Here is a 21,818-nt window from a genome sequence, read left to right as displayed (position 1 = left end):
CGCGCGGGTGGTGGGGGGCGGAGGGGGCGCGCGGGGTGGGGTCGGTGGCGGGGCGGGGGGGGGGGGGCGGCCCCCCGCGGCCCGGGCCTCACATGCTCGCGCCGGCGCCCTTCGTGAACTCCGCGGTGTCGCCCTGGACCGCGAGGCCGGGCTGCCCGTCGACGCCGACGGTCGTGGTGCCGGCGACGGTCACCCGCTCGCCGCGGCGGTGCTGGTCGCCGTAGTCGCGGACCGCGTAGTGCATCGTCGCCTGGTTGTCCCAGATCAGCAGGTCGCCGACCTGCCACCGCCACCGGACGGTGTACTCGGGCTTGGTCGCGTACTCCATCAGCGTCCGCAGCAGGTCCCGCCCGGCCTGCGGGCTGTAGCCGGCGACGCGGCGGGCGAACCCGCCCAGCAGCAGGGCGCGCTCGCCGGTCTCCGGGTGCACCCGGACCGCGGGGTGTTCCGACGCGAAGACGTGGTTGACGAAGTTGGACTTCGCGGTGCCGGAGTAGGTGGCGTCGGTGAAGTCCGAGTCGTTGCAGTGGATGACCCGCAGCGTGTCGGCGAGCGCCCGCAGCCCTTCCGGCAGCGCCTGGTAGGCCGCGGCCGTGTTCGCGAACAGGGTGTCGCCGCCCACCGGCGGGCAGACCACGTTGTGCAGGATGGCGAACGCGGGCGGGTTCTCCATGTAGGAGAAGTCGACGTGCCAGTAATTGGCGCGCGTGCCCTCGCCGCGGGAGTCCATCTCGCGCAGCAGCGGCCGGCCTTCCGGGCCGCCGTAGATCGGGTGCCCGAGGGTCAGGTTGCCCAGTCTGCGGCCGAAGGCCACCAGCCGGTCGTAGTCGAGCTGCTGGTTGCGCAGGAAGATCACCTTGTGCGTCAGGAGCGCCGACCGGATCCCGGCGACCACCTCGTCGCTCAGTTCGGCCGCCGCGTCCACGCCGTGGATCTCGGCGCCGATGTTGCCGGTGACTTGCCGGACATCCACGCCGACGGAACTCGCGGGCGCCATGAGTTCGGTCATGTTCGTGCACCTTTCCGATCTGCCGCTCCGGTGGACCCGACCCACGTTGCCAGATATTGCCTAAGATGGCAACATCTTGGAAAATCCGCCGATCGACGACGGGATCGAGGACGTGCTGATGATCGACACCGAGAAGGTGGCGGCGATCCGGGACGAACGGATCGACTGGAGGTTCAAGGGTCTCCCCGTGGCACTGGAGGGCGAGACGATCGCGAGCGCCGCCGGCCGGCGGCTGAACCTGTTCGGCGACGAGTTCCTGGGGCCGGTGCTCACCCTCGACGAGACCGCCCTCGACCACAACATCACCACGATGGCCAAATGGTGCGCCCAGCGCGGCGTCGAGCTCGCCCCGCACGCCAAGACCACGATGGCGCCCCAGCTGTGGGCCCGGCAGCTCACCGCGGGCGCCTGGGGGCTGACCGCGGCGAACGCGGCCCAGCTGCGGGTCTACCGCGCGTTCGGGGTGTCCCGTGTCCTCTTCGCCAACCAGCTGGTGGACGCCGCGGCCCTGCGGTGGGTGGACCGGGAACGGGCCGCCGATCCGGGGTTTTCCTTCGCCAGCTTCGTGGATTCCGTTGCGGTGGTCGACCGCATGGAGGCGTCGCTGCGCGAGATCGGCGCGCAGCCGGTCGACGTACTGGTCGAGCTGGGCCGGACCGCCGGCCGCGCCGGGGCGCGGTCGCTCGAGGACGCGCTCGCCGTGGCCCGTGCGGTGGCCGCCAGTCCCCTGCTGCGCCTGGTCGGCGTCGGCGGCTACGAAGGCGTGCTGGTCAACGACCCGTCGCCGCACAGCCTCGCGGTGATCGACGAGTTCCTGCAGCGCATGCGCGAACTGACGATCACACTGGCCGGCGAAGCACTCTTCGAGACCGAGGAAATCCTGCTCACCGCCGGGGGGAGCTGCTTCTTCGACCGGGTGGCCGACGTCTTCGCCGGGCCGTGGCCGGGGCTGTCGGTCACCACCGTGCTGCGCAGTGGCTGCTACGTCACGCACGACGACGGTTTCTACCGCTGGATGTCGCCGTTCTCCCGCGGCGAAGCCGGCTCACTGCGTCCCGCGATGCGGTTGTGGGCCCGGGTGACGTCGCTGCCCGAGCCCGGGCTCGCCCTGCTGACGGCGGGGAAACGGGATTTGTCGTTCGACGCCTGGCCACCCGAGCCGCAGGTGGTCCGCACGGCGGACGGGACCGTCCGGCCGCTGCCGGACTGCGTGATCAAGCAGGTGAACGACCAGCACGCCTTCGTCACGCTGCCGCCGGGGCACGGCGTGGCGCCCGGCGACTGGGTGGGGCTCGGGCTGGCCTACCCCTGCACCGCCTTCGACAAGTGGGCCCTCATCCCGGTGGTGCGCGGGGAAACCGTGGTCGACTTCGTCCGCACGTACTTCTGACCCGGGAACGGGGGCGGCGGTCGCCGCCCCCGTCAGGTCAGTAGGACACGTCGCCGCGGAGGTGTTCGCTCGGCCGGCCGTCGACCCCGACGGGCACGGTCCCGGTGACCGTCACGCGTTCGCCGAGGCGGTGGGCGGTGCCGTAGTCGTGGACCGCGTAGTGCATCGTCGTCTGGTTGTCCCAGATCGCCAGGTCGCCGGTCTGCCACCGCCACCGGACCGTGTGCTCCGGCTTGGTCGCGTACTCGTGCAGCACGCGGATCAGGTCGCGGCCGGCCTGCGGGCTGAACCCCACGGCCCGGCGCGCGAAGCCGCCGATCAGGATCGACCGCTCGCCGGTTTCCGGGTGCACCCGGACCGCCGGGTGCTCGGCCTCGAAGATTTCGGTGAGGTAGTTCGTCCGGTAGCCGCCGTCGCTGTAGGTGTCGTCGGTGTAGTCGCAGTCGTTGGAATGCACGATGCGCAGCCCGTCGGCCAGGGCGCGCAGGCCTTCCGGCAGGTTCGCGTACGCCGCGGCGGTGTTGGCCCACAGGGTGTCCCCGCCCACCGGCGGGCAGATCTTGTTGTGCAGGAACGCGAACGACGGCGGCTGCACCAGGTAGGTCAGGTCGGTGTGCCAGTGGTTGGCCCGCGTGCCTTCGCCGCGCGAGTCCATCGCCCGCAGGTGCGGACGGCCTTCCGGGCCGCCGTAGATCGGGTGGCCCAGGGTGAGCTCGCCGAACCGCTCGGCGAACGCGACCTGGCTGTCGTAGTCCAGCCGCTGGGCGCGCAGGAACACCACCTTGTGCTCCAGCAGCGCCTTCCGGATGGTGGCGACGGTGGCGTCGCCGAGCGGCGCACCGGCGTCCACCCCGCGGATCTCGGCGCCGATGCTGCCGGTCAGCTTGCTGACCTCGACGTCGGTGGCGGTCGAGAGCGTTTCGGTCATGGGACACGCCTTTCCTGGTCTCCGGATGTCCGGGCACGGAACGGGATACCCTCCATGCTGGCACAGGTTGCCAAGTCAGGCAATGCACTCTAGCTGCATATATCGTAGGCCGAGCAGCGGTTTGGTTGACGAACGTTGCCAAGGTTCCACCGGTGTGTTGTCATCGTGGCGGAGGGCTGATGAACCAGGCGATCGAGCGGAAACCGGCGGCTGTGGTCCGGGAACCGGCGTTGCGGAGAACGCTGGCCCTGGACTACCTGGCGTGCTGCTTCGGGCGGTTCACGCTCATGCCCGTGCTGGCGATCATGCTGGCCGCGGGCAGCGGGGGCGCGGCCTGGGCCAGCACCGGCATCGGCCTGTTCGGCTTCATGCTCTGCGCCGGGCTCGCCGCCCTGCCGGCCACCCGGTGGCTGCCGAAGTTCCCCTACGTCGTGAGCCTGCCCGCCAGCATGGTGTTCTCCGCCGTGGGGTTCGGGTTGCTGCCCTACACCCACCACGCCGCGCTCACGATGACGCTGCTGTTCCTCGGCGCGTTCGGCATCAGCGTGCACGCGACGCTGGTCCGGGTGCTGGTCCGCGAGGTGATCGCCGGCGAACCGGGGCGGAACACGATCTACTCGATCCAGCAGATCGCCACGAACGCCGCGGCCGCGGTCGGCCCCTTCGCCGCCGGCGTGCTCTACGTGGCGGGCGACGCGCGGCCGCTGCTCGCGGTGATCGCCCTCGCCTACGTCCTGGCCGGGGTGACGTTGCTGGCCGGCCTGCCGCGCGGGCTCCGGCCCTCGGACGCCCTGCGCGAGCGGGTCCGCGGCCCTTCGCACCTGCTCGCGACGCTGCGCGGCCGGGAGGCGCGCCGGACCTCGCTGATCACGGTGGCCGGGGCGTTCGTCTACGCGCAGTTCTACTCGGCGTTCGCGCTGCTGGTCGGCTTCGCGGTCGACTCGGCGCTGCTGCGCGGCGCGCTGCTCGCCGGTCCGCCGGTGGCCATCGCGCTGCTGCAGACCCCGGTCACGGTCGTCGCCAACCGGTTCCTGCGCACGGGGGTGCGCCCGGTGCAGATCCTCGCACTGGCCACCCTGGTGTTCGGCGTGGCGATGCTGCTGCTCGGCCTGGGCCTGCCGGTCGTGGTGGCGGCCACGGCGGCGATGGCGGTGTTCGCGGTCGCGGAAATGCTCTTCACCCCGATGGTGAGCACGGCGTTCAGCCGGCTCCCCGGCCCCTCCGCGCTGGCCGCGTCGAACCTGCAGGGGGTCGCGTGGACGACCGGGGAAGCCCTCGGCTCCCTCTGCGGCGGCGCGCTCTTCCTGCTCGGCTACCACCACGGCGCCGCCCAGTGGTACTGGCTCGGCCTCGCCGTGCTCGCCAGCCTGGCCGCGGTGCCCTACTTGACCGGGCGCCGGTCCACTGTGGACTGATCGGACGGAGCCGGGTCGACGACGAACTCGACCGACGACGCCAGCTCCGCCGCGAGAGCCCGCGCCCGGGCCGGGGTGTCCGCGCCGGCCACGACGACACCCGCGCGGTCGGTGGACTGCCGGACGGGGCCGGTCACCGCCCCCGGGGCCACCGTCAGCTCCGCGTACAGCACGCCGGGGTGGGCCGTCACGGCGTCCCAGCCGTGGACCTCGATCAGGCGCCCGGGTGGCGGGGCGAGGAAGCGCGCCGCCGCCGCGCGGCTCGGGGCCGGTACCGGCCCGGTGCCGCGGCCGAGGACGTCGTCGAAGACCAGGCCGAACAGCTCGAGCCCCGGAATGGCGTGCGCCAGCAGCAGGTGCAGCCAGTCGCCGCCCGGACGGCCGTGGACCTCGCCCAGCACCACCCCGTCGCCGGTGAGCCACAGCTCGACGTGGAAGATCCCGAACCGCAGGCCCAGCGCGGTGAGCGCCGCGGTCACCTGGCGCTCGATCTCGCGCCGGGTGACCGCCGGCAGCTCGGCGGGCAGCACGTGGCCCACCTCCACGAAACACGGCGGGGGCAGCGTTTCCTTCGCGGTGATCGCGAGGACCTCGGGTTTCCCGCCGAGGAACACGCCCTCCACGCTGAATTCGGGCCCCGGCACGAACTCCTCGACGAGGAACAGCCCCGGATCGGGCAGCTGGCGCACGGCGCCGGGCAGTTCGGCGGCGCTGCGCACCTTCCGCACCCCGATGCTGGCCATCGCGTCCCGCGGCTTGACCACCCAGGGCCCCGCGGAGCCGGCCGTGAAAGCGGCGGCCTCGGCGACGGAGGTGCACAGCCGGACGGCGGGCTGCCGGAAGCCGGCCGCCGCCAGCGCGGCCCGGCACTCGTCCTTGTTCCGGACGAGCCGCACCGCGTCCGGCGGGTTGCCCGGGGCACCGACGGCCGCCGCGGCTTCGGCGGCCGCCACCACCACGGTGTCCCGCAGGCCGAGGACGACGTCGAACCGCTCGCCCCGCTCCCGCACCCACCGCGCGCTTTCCGCCGCGTCTTCCGGGTCGACGGCCGACACCGCGTCGGCGAGCGCGGCGACCCGGGCCGTCGCCGCGAGGTTGGCCTCGGTGTTCGTCAGGTGGGACCGGATGCCCCGGGCCCGCGCCTGGGTCAGGGCCGCGGTGGCGATGTCCAGGCTCGAGGCGACCGGGCCCGCGCCGCCGAGGAACAGGAACCCCGTCATGCTTCCTCCCCCTGGCCGCGAAGGCGGTAGACGCGGTCCTTGAGGTCGCCGATCGCCTTGTGGTCCGCGGCCAGCAAGGCCGGGTCCGGACCGGCCAGGAAGATCCGCAGCGGGCTGGTCAGCAGGTCCTCGGTCGGGCGGATCCGCGCGCCGGGGGCGAGTTTGACGTTCACCGCGTGCACGGTGGGCAGCGCGGCGATCTCGTCGACGACCGCCTGGTCCACCGACTCGACGACGCCGTCGGCCGTCGTGCTCGTGTTGTGCACGACGGCGTGGCAGCGCCGGGAGTACCCGCCGCCGGTGAACTCGTCCGGGCGCGCGAAGGCGAGCGCGGTCAGGTCGGCCTGGTTGCCGCCGAGACAGCGGTCGTGGAAGCCGGGGTGCATGTTCCCGTTCAGCCGGGCGGCGATCTCGACCAGCGCCGGCCCGTCCGGCGTCATGATGACCTCGGCGTGCGCGGGACCGTGCCGGATGCCGAGCGCGGCCAGCACGCCGTCGACGTACCCGACCAGCTCCGGCACCGGGGCGGCGTCCGGGTCGAGCAGCACGTCCCGGTCGTAGATCGGCTTCCCGGCCGCCGTCGTGGTCTTGACGTATTCCCAGACGCCGCAGACGTACCGCCGCCCGTCGCGGCTGACCGTGTCCACGATGTACTCGGTGCCGGCCAGGAACGACTGCGCGAGCACCGAGGTGTTGCGCTCGCCGAACATGGTCGTGTTCGCCAGAACCGCACGCGCCGCCCGGTCCGCCTCCGCGGCGGTGCGGCAGATGGCGACGTCCTCGGTGGACGCCGAACTGAGCGGCTTCACGACGACCGGGTAGCCGCCGGTCTCTTCCGCCCACGCGACGATCTCCCCGGCAGACGTGGCGACGTGCTGCCGGGCGCAGCGGAGGCCCGCCGCCCGCAGGGTTTCGATCATCACGTACTTGTCCCGCCGGGCCGCCGACAGGCGTGAGCCGTTGCCGGCCAGCCCGAGCCGCTCGCCGAGCGCGTCGGCGAGCGGCACCCCGGACTCGGCGCCGGCCACGACCGCCACCGGGTGGTACTCCGCCAGCTGCGCCACCACGCCGGGGATCGCCGCGGCGCCGGGGCAGGCGAAGCCGGCCCGGTAGTGGTCCAGGTCGGGTGGCGCCATCGAGGGCATCAGGTCCGCCGTACTGCGGACGTGGACGACCTCGGTGCCGAGCCGGTGGAAGGCCGGCGGCAGGAAGTTGCCGGTCGAGTAACCGTCGACGATCACCGCGGTTCGGGCAGCCATGTGTTCCTCGTTTCGGGCCGGAGGGTCAGCGCGTCGCCAGGCCGAGGCAGTCCCGCACCAGCTGGTACGGCGGCTCGGCGACGAGGTAGAAGTGGTCCCCCCGGACGTTGCGCTCCTGGAACGTCCCCTCGGTCAGGTCCGCCCACGGCCGCCGGTCGGCGTCGACGTCGGCGTCCCCGACGATCGACGTCACCGGGCAGCTCAGCAGCGGCTCGGCGCGGTGGCCGTAGGCGTGGAACATGCGGCCGTCACTGCGGATGTAGGGCAGCACCAGTTCCTGGAACAGCGGATCCGCCGCCAGCTCCGGATCGGTGCCGCCGAGCGCGGCCAGCCTGCTCGCGGTGGTGTCGTCGTCATCGGGTTCCTCGGGCGGCGGGCCCGGGTAGGGCGCGTGCCTGGCCCCGGACGCGAACAAGTGGGCCGGCCGCACCCCGGCCGCCTCGAGGCTCCGGGCCGTCTCCAGCGCCACCACCGCGCCGAGGCTGTGCCCGAACAACGCGATCGGCCGGTCCGCCAGCGGCAGCAGCGCCTCGGCGATCTCGCGGCCGAGCCGGGCCAGGTCGTCCGGTGGCGGCTCGCCGAGCCGTTCGGCGCGGCCGGGGTAGCGGACGGCGTGGACCTCCATGTCGGTCAGGTGCCGGCCCCAGTCCCGGAAGAACGACGCCGACCCGCCGGCGTGCGGGAAGCAGACGAGCCGCTGCCGCGGATCGGGGTGGGCGACGGTGCACTGCAGCCAGACGTCGGTCCGTCCGGTCATTTCCCCGCACCCCCGCCCACGCGCTGGCGCCGGGCCCGGACCGCGTTCGCCCGCCGGGCGGCCGCCTGCCGGGCGTCGGTCCGCGACCGGCCGTCCTGGGCGCCGGTGTCCCGGATCAGCGCGGCCTGTTCGGACACCGTGGTGTGGCGGAAGAGCTGGACCACCGACGGCCGGATGCCGGTCCGGCGTTCCAGGGCTTCCTGCAGCTGGAACATGGTGAGCGAATGGCCGCCGAGGTCGAAGAAGTTGACCTCGGCTGGCACCTCGGGCAGTTCGAGGACCTCGGCCCAGGCCGCCGCCACCTCGCCGACCGTGTCACCGGCCGTGGCGGCGGGGACGGGATTGCCCGGCGCTGTTTCGGCCATGGCCTGCAGCGCGTGGCGGTCGATCTTGCCGGTGACGGTCTGCGGCAGGCGCTCCAGCGGCTGCACCCGGCCCGGGACAGCGGCGGCGGGCAGCCGCGTCGCCAGCTCGGCCCGCACGGCACCCGGGTCGACCGCGGCGGAGGCGAGGACGAACGCGGTCAGCGCGGGCGGGTCGCCCGCGGCCACGACGACCGCGTCGTCGATCCCGGGCACGGTCCGCAAAGCCGCTTCGACGGCCCCGAGTTCGACGCGGTGGCCGCGGATCTTCACCTGGTGGTCGCGGCGGCCGAGGAACTCGAGCAGGCCGTCGGCGGTGCGGCGCACGATGTCGCCGGTGCGGTACATGCGGGCGCCTTCGCTGCCCGCGAAGGGGTCTTCGACGAACACCGCGGCGGTGGCGTCCGGCCGGCCGAAGTAGCCGCGGGCCACGCCGCGGCCGCCGATGTACAGCTCGCCCTGGGTCCCGTCGGGCACCGGCTGCCGCCGGTCGTCGAGCACGTACAGGCGCGCGCCGGGCACCGGGCCGCCGATCGACACCGGCCCCGGCGCGTCGAACCGGCGGTAGCTGGCCCAGACCGTGGCCTCGGTGGGGCCGTACTCGTTGACGAGCGCGACGGTACCGGCGTGGGCCGCGAAGTGGCGGTCCACCAGGGCCTGCGGCAGGGGTTCGCCGGCCACGATCACGGTGTCGAGGGTGCTGGCGCCGCATCCGCCGAGCCGGGCGGCCGCGTCGAGCAGGACGCGGTAGAGGGACGGCACGCACAGCATCCGCGTGACCCCGTGCCGCTCGATCAGCTCCAGGAGCCGTTCCGGATCGCGCACCTCGTCCGGGCGGGCGACGACCACGCTGCCCCCGGCCGTCAGCGTGCCCCAGAGCCCGGCGACCGACGAGTCGAACGCCAGCGGCGAGACGAGGAGGAAGACCGGGGCGCCCGGGTACACCGCGTGGCGGGCCTCGGTCGACGCGGCCAGCTGGCCGTGCTCGACCAGGACGCCCTTCGGCTCGCCGGTGCTGCCCGAGGTGTAGATCAGGTACGCGGGGTCCTCCGCGGTGACCTGGATCGGCGGCAGCGGGATTTCCGCGCCCTCGGCCGCCTCGTCCGCGCGGATCACCGGCAGCCCGCTTCCGGCCAGCCGGGCGGCCGTCTCGCCGGTCGCCACGGCCGCGGTCACCCGGGCGTCGGCCAGCACGGCGGCGATCCGCCCGTCCGGCTGGGCCTGGTCGAGGGGGACGTAGGCCGCGCCGGCCCGGAGGACCCCGAGCGCCGCGGCCACCATGGCGGTGGACGGCTCGGCGAGGACGGCGACGCGGGTGCCCCGGCCGGCGCCCGCCGTGGCCAGCCGGGCCGCGATCCGGCCGGCCCACGCGTCCAGCGCCCGGTAGCCGACGCGGTGGCCGCCACTGTGCACCGCCGCCCGGTCGGGGTGCGTGCGCGCGAACCGGGCGACCAGTTCGGGCACCGGGGTGCCGCTGCTGCCGGGCTGCCGGACCCGGTCGTCGGTCTGGTGCGGGGATGCCACAGGAATCTCCTCCACTGGTTGGCCGAAGCTCGGGCCGGTCACGCCGGCGGGTTCAGCAGGGCGCGCACGATCTCCGCCTGCCGGCCCAAGGTCCGGCCGGTGAGCATGGCGCGCAACGGGACCTGGACGCCGAGTTCCTGCTTGACCTTGCGGGCCAGCTGCGTGATGAGCAGGGAATCGCCGCCCAGCCGGAAGAAGTCCGACTCGTCGGTGAGGTCGGGTTCGCCGAGCAGTTCCGCCCAGAGCCCGGCCAGCAGCGCGGCCGGGTCCGGCGGCTCGGGGGCCGCCTGGTCGCCCGCGACGTCGTCGGCCGCGGGCCGCGGGCCGTCGACCTCCGGGGCCAGCCACCGCGGCCCGGCGAAGGCGTAGGACGGCAGGTGGACGAGGCTGCCGTCGGCGCCCAGCTGCGCGGTGTCGAGGGGCAGGCCCTGGGTCCACAGCGTGCCGAGCGCGGTCAGCACTTCTTCGGCCGGCCGTGCGGTGCGCGACGGCGACAACGGGACGGCGTCGAGCATCGCCGACAACGCCTGGCCGGGGCCGACTTCGACGAACACCGCACCGGGCAGACGCGTCCGGATCGCTTCGGTGGCCGGGGCGAACCGGACCGGCTGCCGGGCCTGGCGCACGAACAGGTCCGCCTCGACCGCGGTACCGGGCAGCAGGAGCTCGCCCGTGGCGTTCGCGGCGAGCGACACCGCCGGGCTCCCCGGCACGACGCCGTCCAGCGCCGCGGCCAGGCTCGGCAGCGCCGGCTCGACGAGCGCGGAGTGGAACGCGTGGCTGGTCCGCAGCTCCTTGCTGAACACGCGGTCACCCAGCCAGGCCCGGAACTGCCCGGCCGCCGCGGCGGTGCCGGCGAGCACACAGGAGTCGGCCGAGTTGACCGCCGCCAGTTCCAGCGCGCAGCCGGACTCCGCGAGCAGCTGCGCCGCGGTGGCTTCGTCACAGCCCACCGCCACCATGGCGCCAGGCGGGCAGGCCTGCATCGCCCGGCCACGGGCCGCGACGAACGCCGCGGCGGCCGGCAGGTCGAAAACCCCCGCGTAGCAGGCGGCGGTGATCTCGCCGAGGCTGTGCCCGAGCAGGGCGCCGGGCGTGAGGCCCAGCGCGGTCAGCGCCCGGGCCGCGGCGTACTCGACGGCGAACAGCGCGGGCTGCGCCAGTTCGGTCGCTTCCAGTTCGGCCGCGGGGAAGTCCCGGTCGAACAGGGCGGCCCGCACCCGCGCGGCCACCTCGGGCGGGAAGGCGGCCAGGCATTCCTCCAGCGGCGCGGCGAAACCGGGCAGGGCTTCGGCGAACGGCCGGGCCATCCCCGGCCGCTGGGCACCCTGGCCGGGGAACACGAAGACGGCGGGCGGCGGCCCGTCGGCGGGACGGCGGCCGCGCACGAGGCCCACCCCGCCGGTGATGCGGCCGGCGACCTCGGCACTGGTCCGGCCGGTCACGGCGGCGCGTTCGGCCAGCATCGCCCGGCCCGCCACGAGCGTGTGCGTGACGTCGGCGAGGTCGGGGTTCTCCTTCACCAGGTGCTCGCCCAGGGCCACGACCCCGCGGGTGAGCGCGTCGGAATCGGCTGCCGACACCAGGACCAGCCGGCTGACCTCCCCCTCCCGGCGCGTGACCGGCGGCCGCTCCGGAGGCTGTTCGACGAGCACGTGGACGTTGGTGCCGCCGATGCCGAACGAGCTGACCCCGGCCCGCCGGGGTGTCGGCCCGGACCACGGTTCGAGCCCTGCGGGGACGTACAGCGGCGAGTCCGCGGTCTCCAGCAACGGGTTGAGGCGGGTGAACCCGCCGACCGGGGGAACGGTCCCTTCGCGCACCACCAGCAGCGCCTTGATGAGTGCGGCGAGGCCGGCGGCGGCGTCGAGGTGGCCGGTGTTGCCCTTCAGCGCCCCGACGGCGATCTGGTGCACGCCGGCGCCCATGCCCCGGTAGGCCGCCGACGCGGCGGACCACTCGATGGGGTCGCCGACCTTCGTGCCCGTGCCGTGGGTTTCCAGGTACCCGACGGACGCGGCGTCGACGTCGGCCGCGCTCAACGCGGCCTCGATCGCGGCCTGCTGCCCGGACGGCGAAGGGGCGTAGTACCCGGCCTTCGCCGCGCCGTCGTTGTTGACCGCGCTGCCGAGGATGACGCCGTGCGGCTCGATGCCGTCGTCGAGGGCGTCGGCCAGCCGGCGCAGGACCACGCAGGCCACGCCGGAGCCGGCGAGCACGCCGTCGGCACCGGCGTCGAACGGGCGGCAGGCACCGGACGCCGACTGGATCCCGCCGGCGACGTGCACGTACCCCGCCTGCGGGAAGTCGATGCCCGCGGCGGCCACCACGGCCTGGTCGCAGTCGCCGTTGAGCAGGGCCTGGATCGCCAGGTGCAGCCCGACCAGCGAGGACGAGCAGGCGGTCCGCACGCCGATGGCGGGTCCGGTGAGGTCGAGTTTGTAGGCGATGAGGCTGGCGATGAAGTCCGGCTCGGTGCCGTGGATCGCCTGGTCGAGGACCTGCGGATCGAGCGGGCCGCGCGAGAGCATGGCGCGCAGGTACCCGCTGCCGCTGTCCGAGGCGTACACGCCGGTGACCGGGCCGTCGCCGAGCGGGGCCCGGCCGGCGTCTTCCAGCGCCGCCCACGCGGCCTCGAGCATCAGCCGGTGCTGCGGGTCCATCAGCTCGGCGTCACGGGCGCTGAACCGGAACACCGTGTGGTCGAATCGGTCCGCGTCGGCGAGGTGACCGCGGACGGGCACATACCCCGGGTCGCCGAGCTCGGCGGCCGGGACCCCGGCGCGGGCCAGCGCGGCCTTGTCCAGTGTCGTCGTCAGCACCTGTCCCGAGGTCACCGCCGACCAGAGCTCGGTGATGCTCGCCGAGCCGGGAAACCGGCCGGACATGCCGGTGACGGCGATGTCGAAGGAACGATCGCGGGCCATCTCACCCCCAGAGTCGGAACTTTCCCCAGGTTGCCTCATTAGGCAATGACTGGCAAGCTGTTGACAATTGTTGGCAACCTCTGGCGGGGATCCGACCTGGTGAAGGGGCCGAGCGTGCAGCCAGATCCACAGTGGACGACCGAGACCGGCCTGCACGAAGCGGTGGCGCGCACGGCACGGGACCGGCCGGAGGCCGTCGCCCTGATCTCCGGCCACCGCCGCGTCAGTTACGGCGAACTCGACGGCACGGCCGACGCCTGGGCCGCGAGCCTCGGCACCGGCGCGGGCGACCTGGTCCCGATCACCCTCCCCCGCAGCGTTGAGCTGGTGACCGCGCTGCTGGCGGTGCTCAAGACCGGCGCGGCCTACGCCCTGCTCGACCCGGCGTGGCCGGTGGACCGCCTGCGCGAGGCGTTCCGGCAGCTGGACCCGCCGCTGCTGGTGACCCGGCCCGGTGCGGTCGAGCTGCCGGAACTGCCGGTGTGGACACCCCCGGCGAGACCGGCAGCCGGTGAAACCGGCTTCCGGCCGGCTGCCGTCGAGGGATCCGCGCCCTGCTGCGTCTTCTTCACCTCGGGCACCACAGGGACACCGAAAGGCGTGCTGGTCCCGCACCAGGCGACGGCCCGGCTGTTCCGGCCGGGCACCTTCGCCCGCTTCTCGGCGGACACCGTGATGCCGCTGGCCGCGCCGGTGCCCTGGGACGCGTTCTCGCTCGAGCTGTGGTCGGTGCTGCTCAACGGCGGGACGAGCGTCATCGTCGACGAGCCGTTCCTGTCGGCGGCTTCGCTGCGCGACGGGATCAGCCGCCACGGCGTCGACACGGTCTGGCTCACCAGCAGCCTGTTCAACATGATCGTCGACGAGTCCCCCGAAGCGTTCCGCGGGCTGGACCAGGTCATGATCGGCGGGGAGCGGCTCTCGCCGGGGCACGTCACCCGGTTCCTGCGGCGGCATCCCGGGATCACGCTGCTCAACGGCTACGGACCGGTCGAAAGCACGGTCTTCGCCACCACCCACCGCATCACGCCGGCCGACTGCGACCGGCCCGGCGGGATCCCGCTCGGCAAGCCGGTCCCGGGCACCGGGGTCCACGTGCTCGACGGCGTCCGTCCCTGCGCGGCCGGCGAGACCGGCGAAATCTGCCTCGCCGGCGACGGGCTGGCCCTGCGGTACCTGGGCCGGCCGGAACTCACCGAAGCGAAGTTCACCACCGTCCCGATCGCGGGCCGGCCGCTGCGGCTCTACCGGACCGGCGACCTGGGCGTGCAGGACGAGGACGGCGTGCTGCACTTCCGGGGCCGCGCCGACCGGCAGGTCAAGATCCGCGGGCACCGCGTCGAACCGGCCGAGGTGGAACGCCAGATCGAGCGGCTGCTGCCGTCCGTGCGCACCTGCCGCGTCCTGGCCCGCCGTGACGACGGTGGCAGCGTCCGGGAGCTGCTGGCGTTCTGCGTGCCCGCCGTGCCGGACGGGGCGATGGCGACGCTGCGAGCCGCCCTGCTCCCCCACCACCGGCCGGCGGCGGTGCTCGCCGTCGACGCCTTCCCGGTGACGCCCCAGGGCAAACTCGACGAGCGGGCGTTGCTCGCCATGGCCGGGAAGCCGGCCGAGGTGGAAATCGCCGCCGAGCACGACGACCCGCTCGTCCGCCTGGTGGCGGAAACCTTCGGCGCGGTCCTCGGCCGCCCGGCCGTGCCCGCCGAGGTGCCCTTCACCGACCTGGGTGGCGGCTCGCTGGACGCCGGCCGGGTGTGCGCCCGGCTGACCGGCCGGCTCGGCCGCGCGGTGCCGGTGTCCCGGCTCTACCAGCACCCGACCGCGCTCGCGCTCGCCGGCTGGCTCGGCTCGGACGAGCCGCCCGTACCGGCCCTTCCGGCCGACGCGGACGCCGGGACACCGCTGACACCGATGCAGCTGGTGTTCCTGACCCGGCAGCTGCGCGACCCCGACGACCGGACGTCGCACTGCCTGCTCACCTGGGTGCTCGAAGGCGAACTCGACCACGCGGCCCTGGAAGCGGCCATCGCCGAGGTCCACCGGCGGCACGAGCCGCTGCGGGCCGCCTACCTGCCCGACCCCCGGCCGGCCGCGCAGGTCGTCGACATCGAGCCGCCGCCACTGGAACTCCTGCCCCGCCAGCCCGGCGTCGAGGCGGCCGTCGACGCGCTGCGTGCCCTGCTCTCCGAACCCCTCGACCCGACGGACGGTGACGTCTGGCGGACCGCGCTGGCCGAAGTGGACGGTGGTGCCGCCGCCGTGTTCGGGTGCGTGGTCCACCACATCGCCTTCGACGGCCGGTCGGAATCGGTGCTCGCCCGCGACCTGGCGGCCGCCTACGAAGCCGCGCGGAGCGGAACTCGAGCCGCCGCACCGGAACCGGTGACCTTGGCGGCCGCGTACCGCGCCTACGCGGCCCGCCTCGACGGCGCCACGGCGCACCACGCGTACCTGCGCGAGGAATTCTCCGGCGCGCCCGACCTGCAGTGGCCGGCCGGCGCCACCGAACCCGCGGCCGGCTGCGTCGTGGAAATCCCCCTGTCCGCCACGGTCGTGGCCGGGGTGGACGCGCTGGCCGCCGCGTCCGGGGTCAGCCGGTTCGCCGTGCTGCTGACCTGCTACGCCACCAGCCTGGCCGAAGTGACCGGGCAGGACGACTTCGTCGTGGGCGTGCCGGTGGTCCAGCGCGACGCGCCGGTCCTGGAACGCGCCATCGGGTGTCACATCACGATGCTCGGCCTGCGGTTGCGCGGCACCACGCCGGACGGGGTCCAAGCGGTCGGGCGGCTCGCGGAGCGGGCCTTCGCCGCCCAGGACGTCCCGTTCCCGGACCTGCTGCGGATCGCCGGCACCCGGCCGGGCGACCGGCACCCGCTGTTCCAGACGGTGTTCGCACTGCAGGACAACCCGGCCCCGGAGCTCCGGCTCCCCGGGCTGAAGACGACGTTCGTGCGCCAGCCTTACCTCGACCTGCCGCTGGAACTGCACACCGAGCTCTGGCCCGCCCCCGGCGGCGGCCTGCTGGTGACCGTCCACTTCCGGCCCGAAGTGGTTCCGGAGGTCACGGCGCAGGAAATCGCCAAGCGCTTCGCCGACCGCACGCACACCCTCCGTTCAGGACAGGCGCAATGACGACGCTCACGGCCCACCCCGACGCCCTCGCCGACCCGCGGACCCACGCCGCGGGCGAAGCCCCCGCGATCTGGCAGTGGATGCGCGAACACGCCCCGGTGCACTGGCACGAACCCGGCCGCCTGCCGGGGTTCTGGTCGCTGACCCGCTACGACGACGTCCGCGCCGCCTACCGCGACCCGCAGACCTTCAGTTCCCGCAGCGGGGTGCTGCTGCGGCCGGCCGAGCTGGGCCAGGACCCCGGTGGCGGGATGACGCTGGCCCTCACCGATCCCCCGCGGCACAAGCAGCTGCGGGCGATCGTCGCCGACTGGTTCACCGCACGTTCGGTCCGCGGGCTGGAGGACGCGATGCGGCAGGCGGCCGGGGCCGTCCTCGACCGGGCGCTCGAACACGGCGAATGCGACGTGGTGCACGACATCGCGGGCCGGCTGTCGATCTACGTCATCGGGCACATCATGGGCGTGCCCGAAGAGGACCACGAAACGCTCTTCCGGTGGACCAACGAGGCGTTCGCGGCGCACATTTCCCTGGCCGCGCACCAGGAGCTGATGCGGTACTTCATCGCGCTGATGGACCGGCGGATGGCGGACCCGGGCGACGACCTGGTGAGCATGCTCATCGGCGGCACGATCGACGACCGGCTGCTCACCGAAGAAGAGATCCTGCTCAACTGCGAGAACCTGGTCGGCGCCACGGAAAACGGCCGGCTCGCCCTGGCCGGCGGCATCCTCGCGCTGCTCCGGTACCCCGGGCAGTGGCAGCGGCTGGTCGCCGACCCGGGGCTGCTGCCCACCGCGGTCGAAGAGATCCTGCGGTGGACGTCCAGCGCGACCCACAGCATGCGCACCGCGACGGCGCCGGTCGAGGTCGGCGGCCAGCGCATCGAAGCCGGCGACCGGGTGGTGCTGTGGGTGCCGTCGGCCAACCGCGACGAGACGGTCTTCCCCGAACCGGACCGGTTCGACATCGCGCGCAAACCCAACCGCCACCTGGCTTTCGGCGGCGGCGAGCACTTCTGCCTCGGCGCCGTCCTGGCCCGCGCGGAGATGCGGATCCTGTTCGGCGAATTCCTCGCCCGCGTGGCGGAGTTCGAGCCGGCGGGCCCGGTGCAGCCGGTGGCCTCGATCAACGTGGGCGGCCCGGAGACCCTGCCGGTCCGGCTCACCGGGAAATAGCCGCCGGCCCGGGCGCCCCACGGGGCTCCCGGGCCCGGCCGCCGTCAGAGGAACTGGCCGCTGGCCAGGTAAGGCGCCGGTTCCGGCAGGCCCCGCAGCGCGAGGTAGCCCTCCTGGCCGATGTCCAGCCGCGCGGCCAGGCCGACGTCGACCGCCCACTCGTTGGCCGTCGTGATGCAGTTGACCAGGGTCTCCCCCGAGGACGACGCCAGGCTTTCCCACAGCAGCTTTTCCGCCGTCTCGCGGTCGGCCGCCGCGAGGAGGGCCGGGCGTCCGCTGCCGTCGATGTACACGTACCCGCGGTTCCGCGAGACGACCAGGCGGTTGTTGTCCAGCAGGTACTTGTGGTCCGGGCCGTGGCCGGCGCCACGGCGCTGCTCGTCCAGCTCGTCCATCCAGCCGAAGTCGCCTTCGCCGCCCTCGTGCAGGCCGGTGACCGCCGGGAGGGTGGCGCGGTCGACCGTGCCGACCATGCGCATCTGCGGGTACAGCGAGAAGCCGGCCAGCCGGTAGCGGCGGGTCGCCCCCGGGTGCACGGTCGAGGAGAACAGGCCGGCGCGGTCGCCGGCGTGCGCCAGCGTGGCGTCGATCAGCCGCTTGCCGATGCCCTGCCCCTGGTGGCCCGGCAGCACGCCGTAGGTCGCGAGGTACCACACGCGGCCCCGGTTCTGGGAAATCGCGAACCCGACGATTTCGCCGCCGTCTTCCGCGACCCAGCAGCCTTCCGGATCGACCTCGAGGAAGTAGCGCATCCGGTCGATCCACTTCTTCGTGCCCTCTTCCGACCGCGGTTCCGGTTCGGGTTCGCTGACCCGGCGGTCACGCGCGTCCGCTTCGAGGAAGACGGCATCGGAAGTGCGTTCGGCTTTCGGCAGATCTTCGACCCGCAGCAATCGCACCGCTGGCTGATTCACGCGCGCAGCTCCTCATTCCGGTCGGCCGGCCGGTCGGGGAAATCCCGCACCGTGCGGATCGGGCCCCACAACAGGATCAGCGAGCAGCATACCAGCGCGCCGGTCATGATCCACATGGTCGGGCGGAGGCCGATCCGGTCACCGAGGAAACCACCCAGAATCGCGCCGACCGGGATCGTGCTGTATTTGATGAAAGTCGTCGTCGCCACCACCCGGCCGAGCAGGTGCGGCGGGCAGTACGCCTGCCGGAAACTGTCCAGGGAGATGTTTCCCGCCACCAGGCTGCCGTCCACGGCGAGCAGGCCGACGAAGAAGAAAAGAACACCCAGATCGGGGCTTGCCAAGGGCATCAGCAAGCCGAACGGCGTGGCGACGAACCGGCCGATCAGGAATCCGCGCGCGCTCCCGAACCGCCGCACCAGCGGCCGGACGACGAACGCGCCGAGGATGCCGCCGACCCCGCCCGCGGCCACCAGCAGGCCGACGACGCCGGGGCTGACCCCCACCGTCCGGATGAGGAACGCGACGTAGATCGACTGGTACCCGTCCAGGGCGAGGTTCGCCATGGCGCCGTACAGCACGATCGGCTTGAAGTACTCGTCCTTGAGGACGAAGTGAAGTCCCTCCCGCATTTCCGTGCGGAGCCCGGTGCGCGGCCGGCTGCGGGTGTCCTCGGGCACCGGCGTGCGGATCCGTGTCATGCACAGCGCCGACAGCAGGTACGCGCCCGCGTTGACCAGCACGCCGGTGGCCGCGCCGAACGCCTGGGCGATGAGCCCGCCCGCGCTCGGCCCGACCATCAGCATCGCCGACTCGCTGCCCTGCAGCTTCGCGTTGCCCTCCATCAGGTCGCGTTCCCCGACCAGCAGCGGGAAGTAGGCGTGGTAGGCGGTGACGAAGAAGACCGTGGCGCCGCCGGTCACCAGCGCCACCACGAGCAGCTGGCCGATCGTCAGCGCGTCCGCGTACCACGCCAGGGGAACGCTGATCAGCAGCGCGGCCGACAGCAGGCCGCACGTGATCATCACCGGCCGCTTCGGCAGCCGGTCGACCCAGGCGCCGGCGGGCAGCCCGATGAGCAGCCACGGCAGCCACACGGCGGCGGCGAGGAAGCCGAGCATCAGCGGGCTCGAATCCAGCACCGTCACCGCGACCAGCGGCAGCGCCAGCCCGGTCGCGTTGCTCGCGAAGACACTGCTGGTCTCGCCCGCCCAGAAAAACCGGAAATCCCGTTGCGCGAACAGGCTCCGGCGCGGCGCGCCGCCGTCGCCCGGTTCCCCCGCCCGGTCGGCCGTTTCATGCATGAACAGACACCTTAGCCGGGGAATTCCCGGTTCGCCGCGGATTCAGGGACGGTCGATGCTGGCCGGCCACTTCGCCGGCTCGTCGACCCGGGAAACGAGCGGGATGTCCCGGATGTCGCCGTGTTTCAGCACCCACAGCAGGAAGCGCTCGACACCCATGCCGAACCCGGCCGTGCGCAACGGCTTTTCGTACTTCATCTGCACGTACCAGGAATACTCGTTTTCCGGGACGTCGTGCATGGCCAGCGCCTTGCGCACCTGTTCGCCGGTCGCGTGCCGTTCCCCGGAACCGACGACCTCGCCGATGCCGAACAGCAGGTCGGCGTTGCGCGCGCTGCGGTGCCGGTCGTCTTCGAAAGCCTGGTAGAACGGCACCACGAGGTGGTCGAAGTGGGTCACCCAGGTGAATTCGCCGACCTGCCGCATCAGTTCCAGTTCGCCGGCCCGGGTGAGGTTCCGCCCGGCGTCGCCGGTGACGACGTACCGCGGGTCGTTGCCCAGCACGCGGACCGCTTCGTCGAACGTGACGCGCGCGAACCGGTCGTGGGCCACCATCCGCTCGAGGTGCGAAACGTCGCCGCGGCCGGCCGCCAGCCGGCCGCCGTGCCGGTCGAGGATCGCCGCCGCCAGCGCCTTGACGTACCCCTCGACGTAGTCGATGAGGTCCTCCAGGCCGCCGGGGATTTCGGCTTCGCTGTGGGTGAACTGGCCCAGGTGCGTCGGGTCCGGGACCTCCCGGCGGAACGACGGCATGATCGTGTACCCGCCGCGCGCGGTCAGCTGGCAGCCGTACTCGAGCAGGAACTGCATGGAGTCCGGCAGGTAGGTGTCGACGCCGTTGACCGTCACCGGGACCGGGTTCGTGTCGCTGCCCAGCCCGGACGGGCAGGTGATCGTCCGGGTGGTCAGGGGCAGGTACAACGCCTTGAGCCCGCGGGACCCCGCGTACTCCACCGTGGCGGTGAGGATCGTGTCGTGCAGGTCGGTGACGAGCCGGTACCACGGTGAGCGCACGGCTTCGAGGAACGCGCCGTAGGTGTTGCCGTAGGTGCCCGGAGGCGTCAGTGCGGTGTCCGTGATCGACAGAGACAAGGCAGGTACTCCTGTCGTGTGGTTCATACCGGCTGCTGGCTGCGCGGGCGGATGTTCTGGTTCGCCCGGAAGACGTTGCCCGGGTCGTAGCGCGCCTTGACCTCCGCCAGTTTCGCGTAGCGGACGTCGCCGTAGACGTCGAGCACTTTGCCGTCGGGCTCGTCCTGGAGGTAGTTGACGTAGGCGCCGCCGCGGCCGGGTTCCGCGACGCGGGCGATCGATTCCCGGGCCCAGGCGGTGTTTTCCGCGTCCTGGGCCGGATCCAGCCAGTGCGCCGACACCGTGCAGATGTACGGCGCGTCCCGGCCGGGGAACGCGGACTCGGCGTCGGGGACGTCGAGGATGGCACCGCGCAGGTATTCGAAGTCGATGGCGGACAACGGCGACCGGATGTCCGCGCAGGCGGCGGCCAGCCCGGCGGCCGGGAGCTGCCCGAGGTAGCAGGACTTCGTGTAGTACCGGTGGCCGTGCGGCTCGCTGTGGTCGCCGAGGGCCTGCAGCTGCGCGTAGGAGAGCACGCGCTCCCGGGACGCGGCCGGGCGCACGGGTTCGAACAGCGCCGCGTTCGCGGCCGGGCCGTCGCCCGGGTCGCCGAGCCACGCCGCCGTGAGCGCGAGGACGGGCGTACGCCGCAGTCCGGCCGGGATCCAGTCGTCGTCACCCGCGATCTTCAGGCATCCGACGGCGTGCTGGTCCGGCCCCTGCGCTTCGGCGAACCCCGCGTACCGGCCGAGCGCCGCGACGGCGTCGTCCAGCGGGTAGAGGCCGACCCTGTGGTGGACGGGCCCCACCGGCCGCAGCCGCAGGGTGAACCGGGTGACGACGCCGAAGTTGCCGCCCCCGCCGCGCAACGCCCACAGCAGGTCCGGGTGCTGCGCGGTCTCGACCACGCTGCCGTCGGCCAGGACCACTTCGGCCGCGAGGACGTGGTCGCAGGTGAGCCCCCACTTGCGCGCGAGCCAGCCGTAGCCGCCGCCGAGCGCCAGCCCGGCGAGCCCGGTGTGCGAGACGACCCCGGCGGGGCACGCCAGGCCGTGGGGTGTGGTGGCGGCGTCGACGTCCCGCAGCAGCGCTCCGCCCTGCGCGTGCGCCACGCGGTCTCCGGGCTCGACGACGACCTGCCGCATCAGCGAAAGGTCGATCAGCACGGCGTCGTCCGCGACCGCGGTGCCGGCGACGTTGTGGCCGCCGCCGCGGACGGTCACCGGCAGGCCGGCGGCCCCCGCGAAGCGCAGGGCCGCGCGCACGTCCGCGGTGCGGGTGCACCGGACGATCACCGCGGGTTCGCGCAGGTGCATCGCGTTCCAGACGCGGCGCACTTCGTCGTAGGAGGGATCTTCGGAGGTCAGGACCGGGCCGTCGCAGTCCGCGCGCAGGCCGGCCACGCCGGGGGTTCGTCCCGCCACC

General features: G+C 73.5%; 15 protein-coding genes. 4 read left to right on the top strand and 11 right to left on the bottom strand.

Annotated elements, in window-relative coordinates:
• Nucleotides 1-88: 88 nt before the first annotated feature.
• Entirely contained in the window at nucleotides 89-1,009 is a 921-nt protein-coding gene (locus AB0J55_RS05850; protein ID WP_364243339.1) for a TauD/TfdA family dioxygenase, read from the bottom strand.
• Between the two features lie 118 nt (nucleotides 1,010-1,127).
• On the opposite strand from AB0J55_RS05850, the gene AB0J55_RS05845 reads away from it, so the two are divergent.
• Entirely contained in the window at nucleotides 1,128-2,399 is a 1,272-nt protein-coding gene (locus AB0J55_RS05845; protein ID WP_364243434.1) for an amino acid deaminase, read from the top strand.
• A gap of 37 nt (nucleotides 2,400-2,436) precedes the next feature.
• On the opposite strand, the gene AB0J55_RS05840 is transcribed toward AB0J55_RS05845, so the two are convergent.
• Entirely contained in the window at nucleotides 2,437-3,327 is an 891-nt protein-coding gene (locus tag AB0J55_RS05840; RefSeq protein ID WP_364243336.1) for a TauD/TfdA family dioxygenase, read from the bottom strand.
• Between the two features lie 179 nt (nucleotides 3,328-3,506).
• Here AB0J55_RS05840 and AB0J55_RS05835 point away from each other — a divergent pair, with 179 nt between their 5' ends.
• Nucleotides 3,507-4,742, top strand: coding sequence for an MFS transporter (locus AB0J55_RS05835; RefSeq protein WP_364243333.1), 1,236 nt, complete (start codon nucleotides 3,507-3,509; stop codon nucleotides 4,740-4,742).
• Here the strand turns inward: AB0J55_RS05835 and AB0J55_RS05830 are convergent.
• Genes AB0J55_RS05830 through AB0J55_RS05810 form a run of 5 tightly spaced genes read right to left on the bottom strand, consistent with a single transcriptional unit; the run spans nucleotide 4,709 to nucleotide 12,791 of the window.
• Entirely contained in the window at nucleotides 4,709-5,962 is a 1,254-nt protein-coding gene (locus tag AB0J55_RS05830) for an ATP-grasp domain-containing protein (RefSeq protein WP_364243330.1), read from the bottom strand. The two genes, AB0J55_RS05835 and AB0J55_RS05830, sit on opposite strands and share 34 nt — an antisense overlap.
• Entirely contained in the window at nucleotides 5,959-7,221 is a 1,263-nt protein-coding gene (locus tag AB0J55_RS05825; protein WP_364243328.1) for an ATP-grasp domain-containing protein, read from the bottom strand. Before AB0J55_RS05825 ends, AB0J55_RS05830 begins: the two co-directional genes overlap by 4 nt.
• 25 nt (nucleotides 7,222-7,246) lie before the next feature.
• Nucleotides 7,247-7,978: an alpha/beta fold hydrolase gene (locus AB0J55_RS05820; RefSeq protein ID WP_364243325.1), complete on the bottom strand. Its 732-nt coding sequence runs from the start codon at nucleotides 7,976-7,978 to the stop codon at nucleotides 7,247-7,249.
• Entirely contained in the window at nucleotides 7,975-9,864 is a 1,890-nt protein-coding gene (locus AB0J55_RS05815) for a non-ribosomal peptide synthetase (protein ID WP_364243322.1), read from the bottom strand. The genes AB0J55_RS05820 and AB0J55_RS05815 overlap by 4 nt, the downstream gene beginning before the upstream one ends.
• A gap of 38 nt (nucleotides 9,865-9,902) precedes the next feature.
• Entirely contained in the window at nucleotides 9,903-12,791 is a 2,889-nt protein-coding gene (locus AB0J55_RS05810) for a beta-ketoacyl synthase N-terminal-like domain-containing protein (RefSeq protein WP_364243319.1), read from the bottom strand.
• A 114-nt stretch (nucleotides 12,792-12,905) separates the two neighbouring features.
• On the opposite strand from AB0J55_RS05810, the gene AB0J55_RS05805 reads away from it, so the two are divergent.
• Nucleotides 12,906-15,923 carry an amino acid adenylation domain-containing protein gene (locus AB0J55_RS05805; protein ID WP_364243316.1) on the top strand — a complete coding sequence of 1,006 codons (3,018 nt, stop codon included), beginning with the start codon at nucleotides 12,906-12,908 and terminating at the stop codon, nucleotides 15,921-15,923.
• Nucleotides 15,920-17,101 (top strand): cytochrome P450, encoded by a 1,182-nt coding sequence (locus AB0J55_RS05800; protein ID WP_364243313.1) that lies wholly within the window; start codon nucleotides 15,920-15,922, stop codon nucleotides 17,099-17,101. The genes AB0J55_RS05805 and AB0J55_RS05800 overlap by 4 nt, the downstream gene beginning before the upstream one ends.
• A 44-nt stretch (nucleotides 17,102-17,145) precedes the next feature.
• Here the strand turns inward: AB0J55_RS05800 and AB0J55_RS05795 are convergent, their stop codons facing one another.
• Genes AB0J55_RS05795 through AB0J55_RS05780 form a run of 4 tightly spaced genes read right to left on the bottom strand, consistent with a single transcriptional unit; the run spans nucleotide 17,146 to nucleotide 21,817 of the window.
• Nucleotides 17,146-18,015 (bottom strand): GNAT family N-acetyltransferase, encoded by an 870-nt coding sequence (locus AB0J55_RS05795; RefSeq protein WP_364243311.1) that lies wholly within the window; start codon nucleotides 18,013-18,015, stop codon nucleotides 17,146-17,148.
• Complete coding sequence (locus AB0J55_RS05790; RefSeq protein ID WP_364243308.1) at nucleotides 18,012-19,319, bottom strand: MFS transporter; 1,308 nt, start codon at nucleotides 19,317-19,319, stop codon at nucleotides 18,012-18,014. Before AB0J55_RS05790 ends, AB0J55_RS05795 begins: the two co-directional genes overlap by 4 nt.
• A gap of 42 nt (nucleotides 19,320-19,361) precedes the next feature.
• Entirely contained in the window at nucleotides 19,362-20,411 is a 1,050-nt protein-coding gene (locus AB0J55_RS05785; protein WP_364243305.1) for an amino acid--tRNA ligase-related protein, read from the bottom strand.
• Nucleotides 20,412-20,434: 23 nt separating this feature from the next.
• On the bottom strand, nucleotides 20,435-21,817 hold the full coding sequence (locus AB0J55_RS05780; protein WP_364243302.1) for an FAD-binding oxidoreductase: 1,383 nt from the start codon (nucleotides 21,815-21,817) through the stop codon (nucleotides 20,435-20,437).
• Nucleotide 21,818: the final 1 nt, after the last annotated feature.

This window comes from Amycolatopsis sp. NPDC049688, from assembly GCF_040674975.1.
Lineage (GTDB): Bacteria > Actinomycetota > Actinomycetes > Mycobacteriales > Pseudonocardiaceae > Amycolatopsis.
This window is presented reverse-complemented; position numbering and strand designations above follow the sequence as displayed.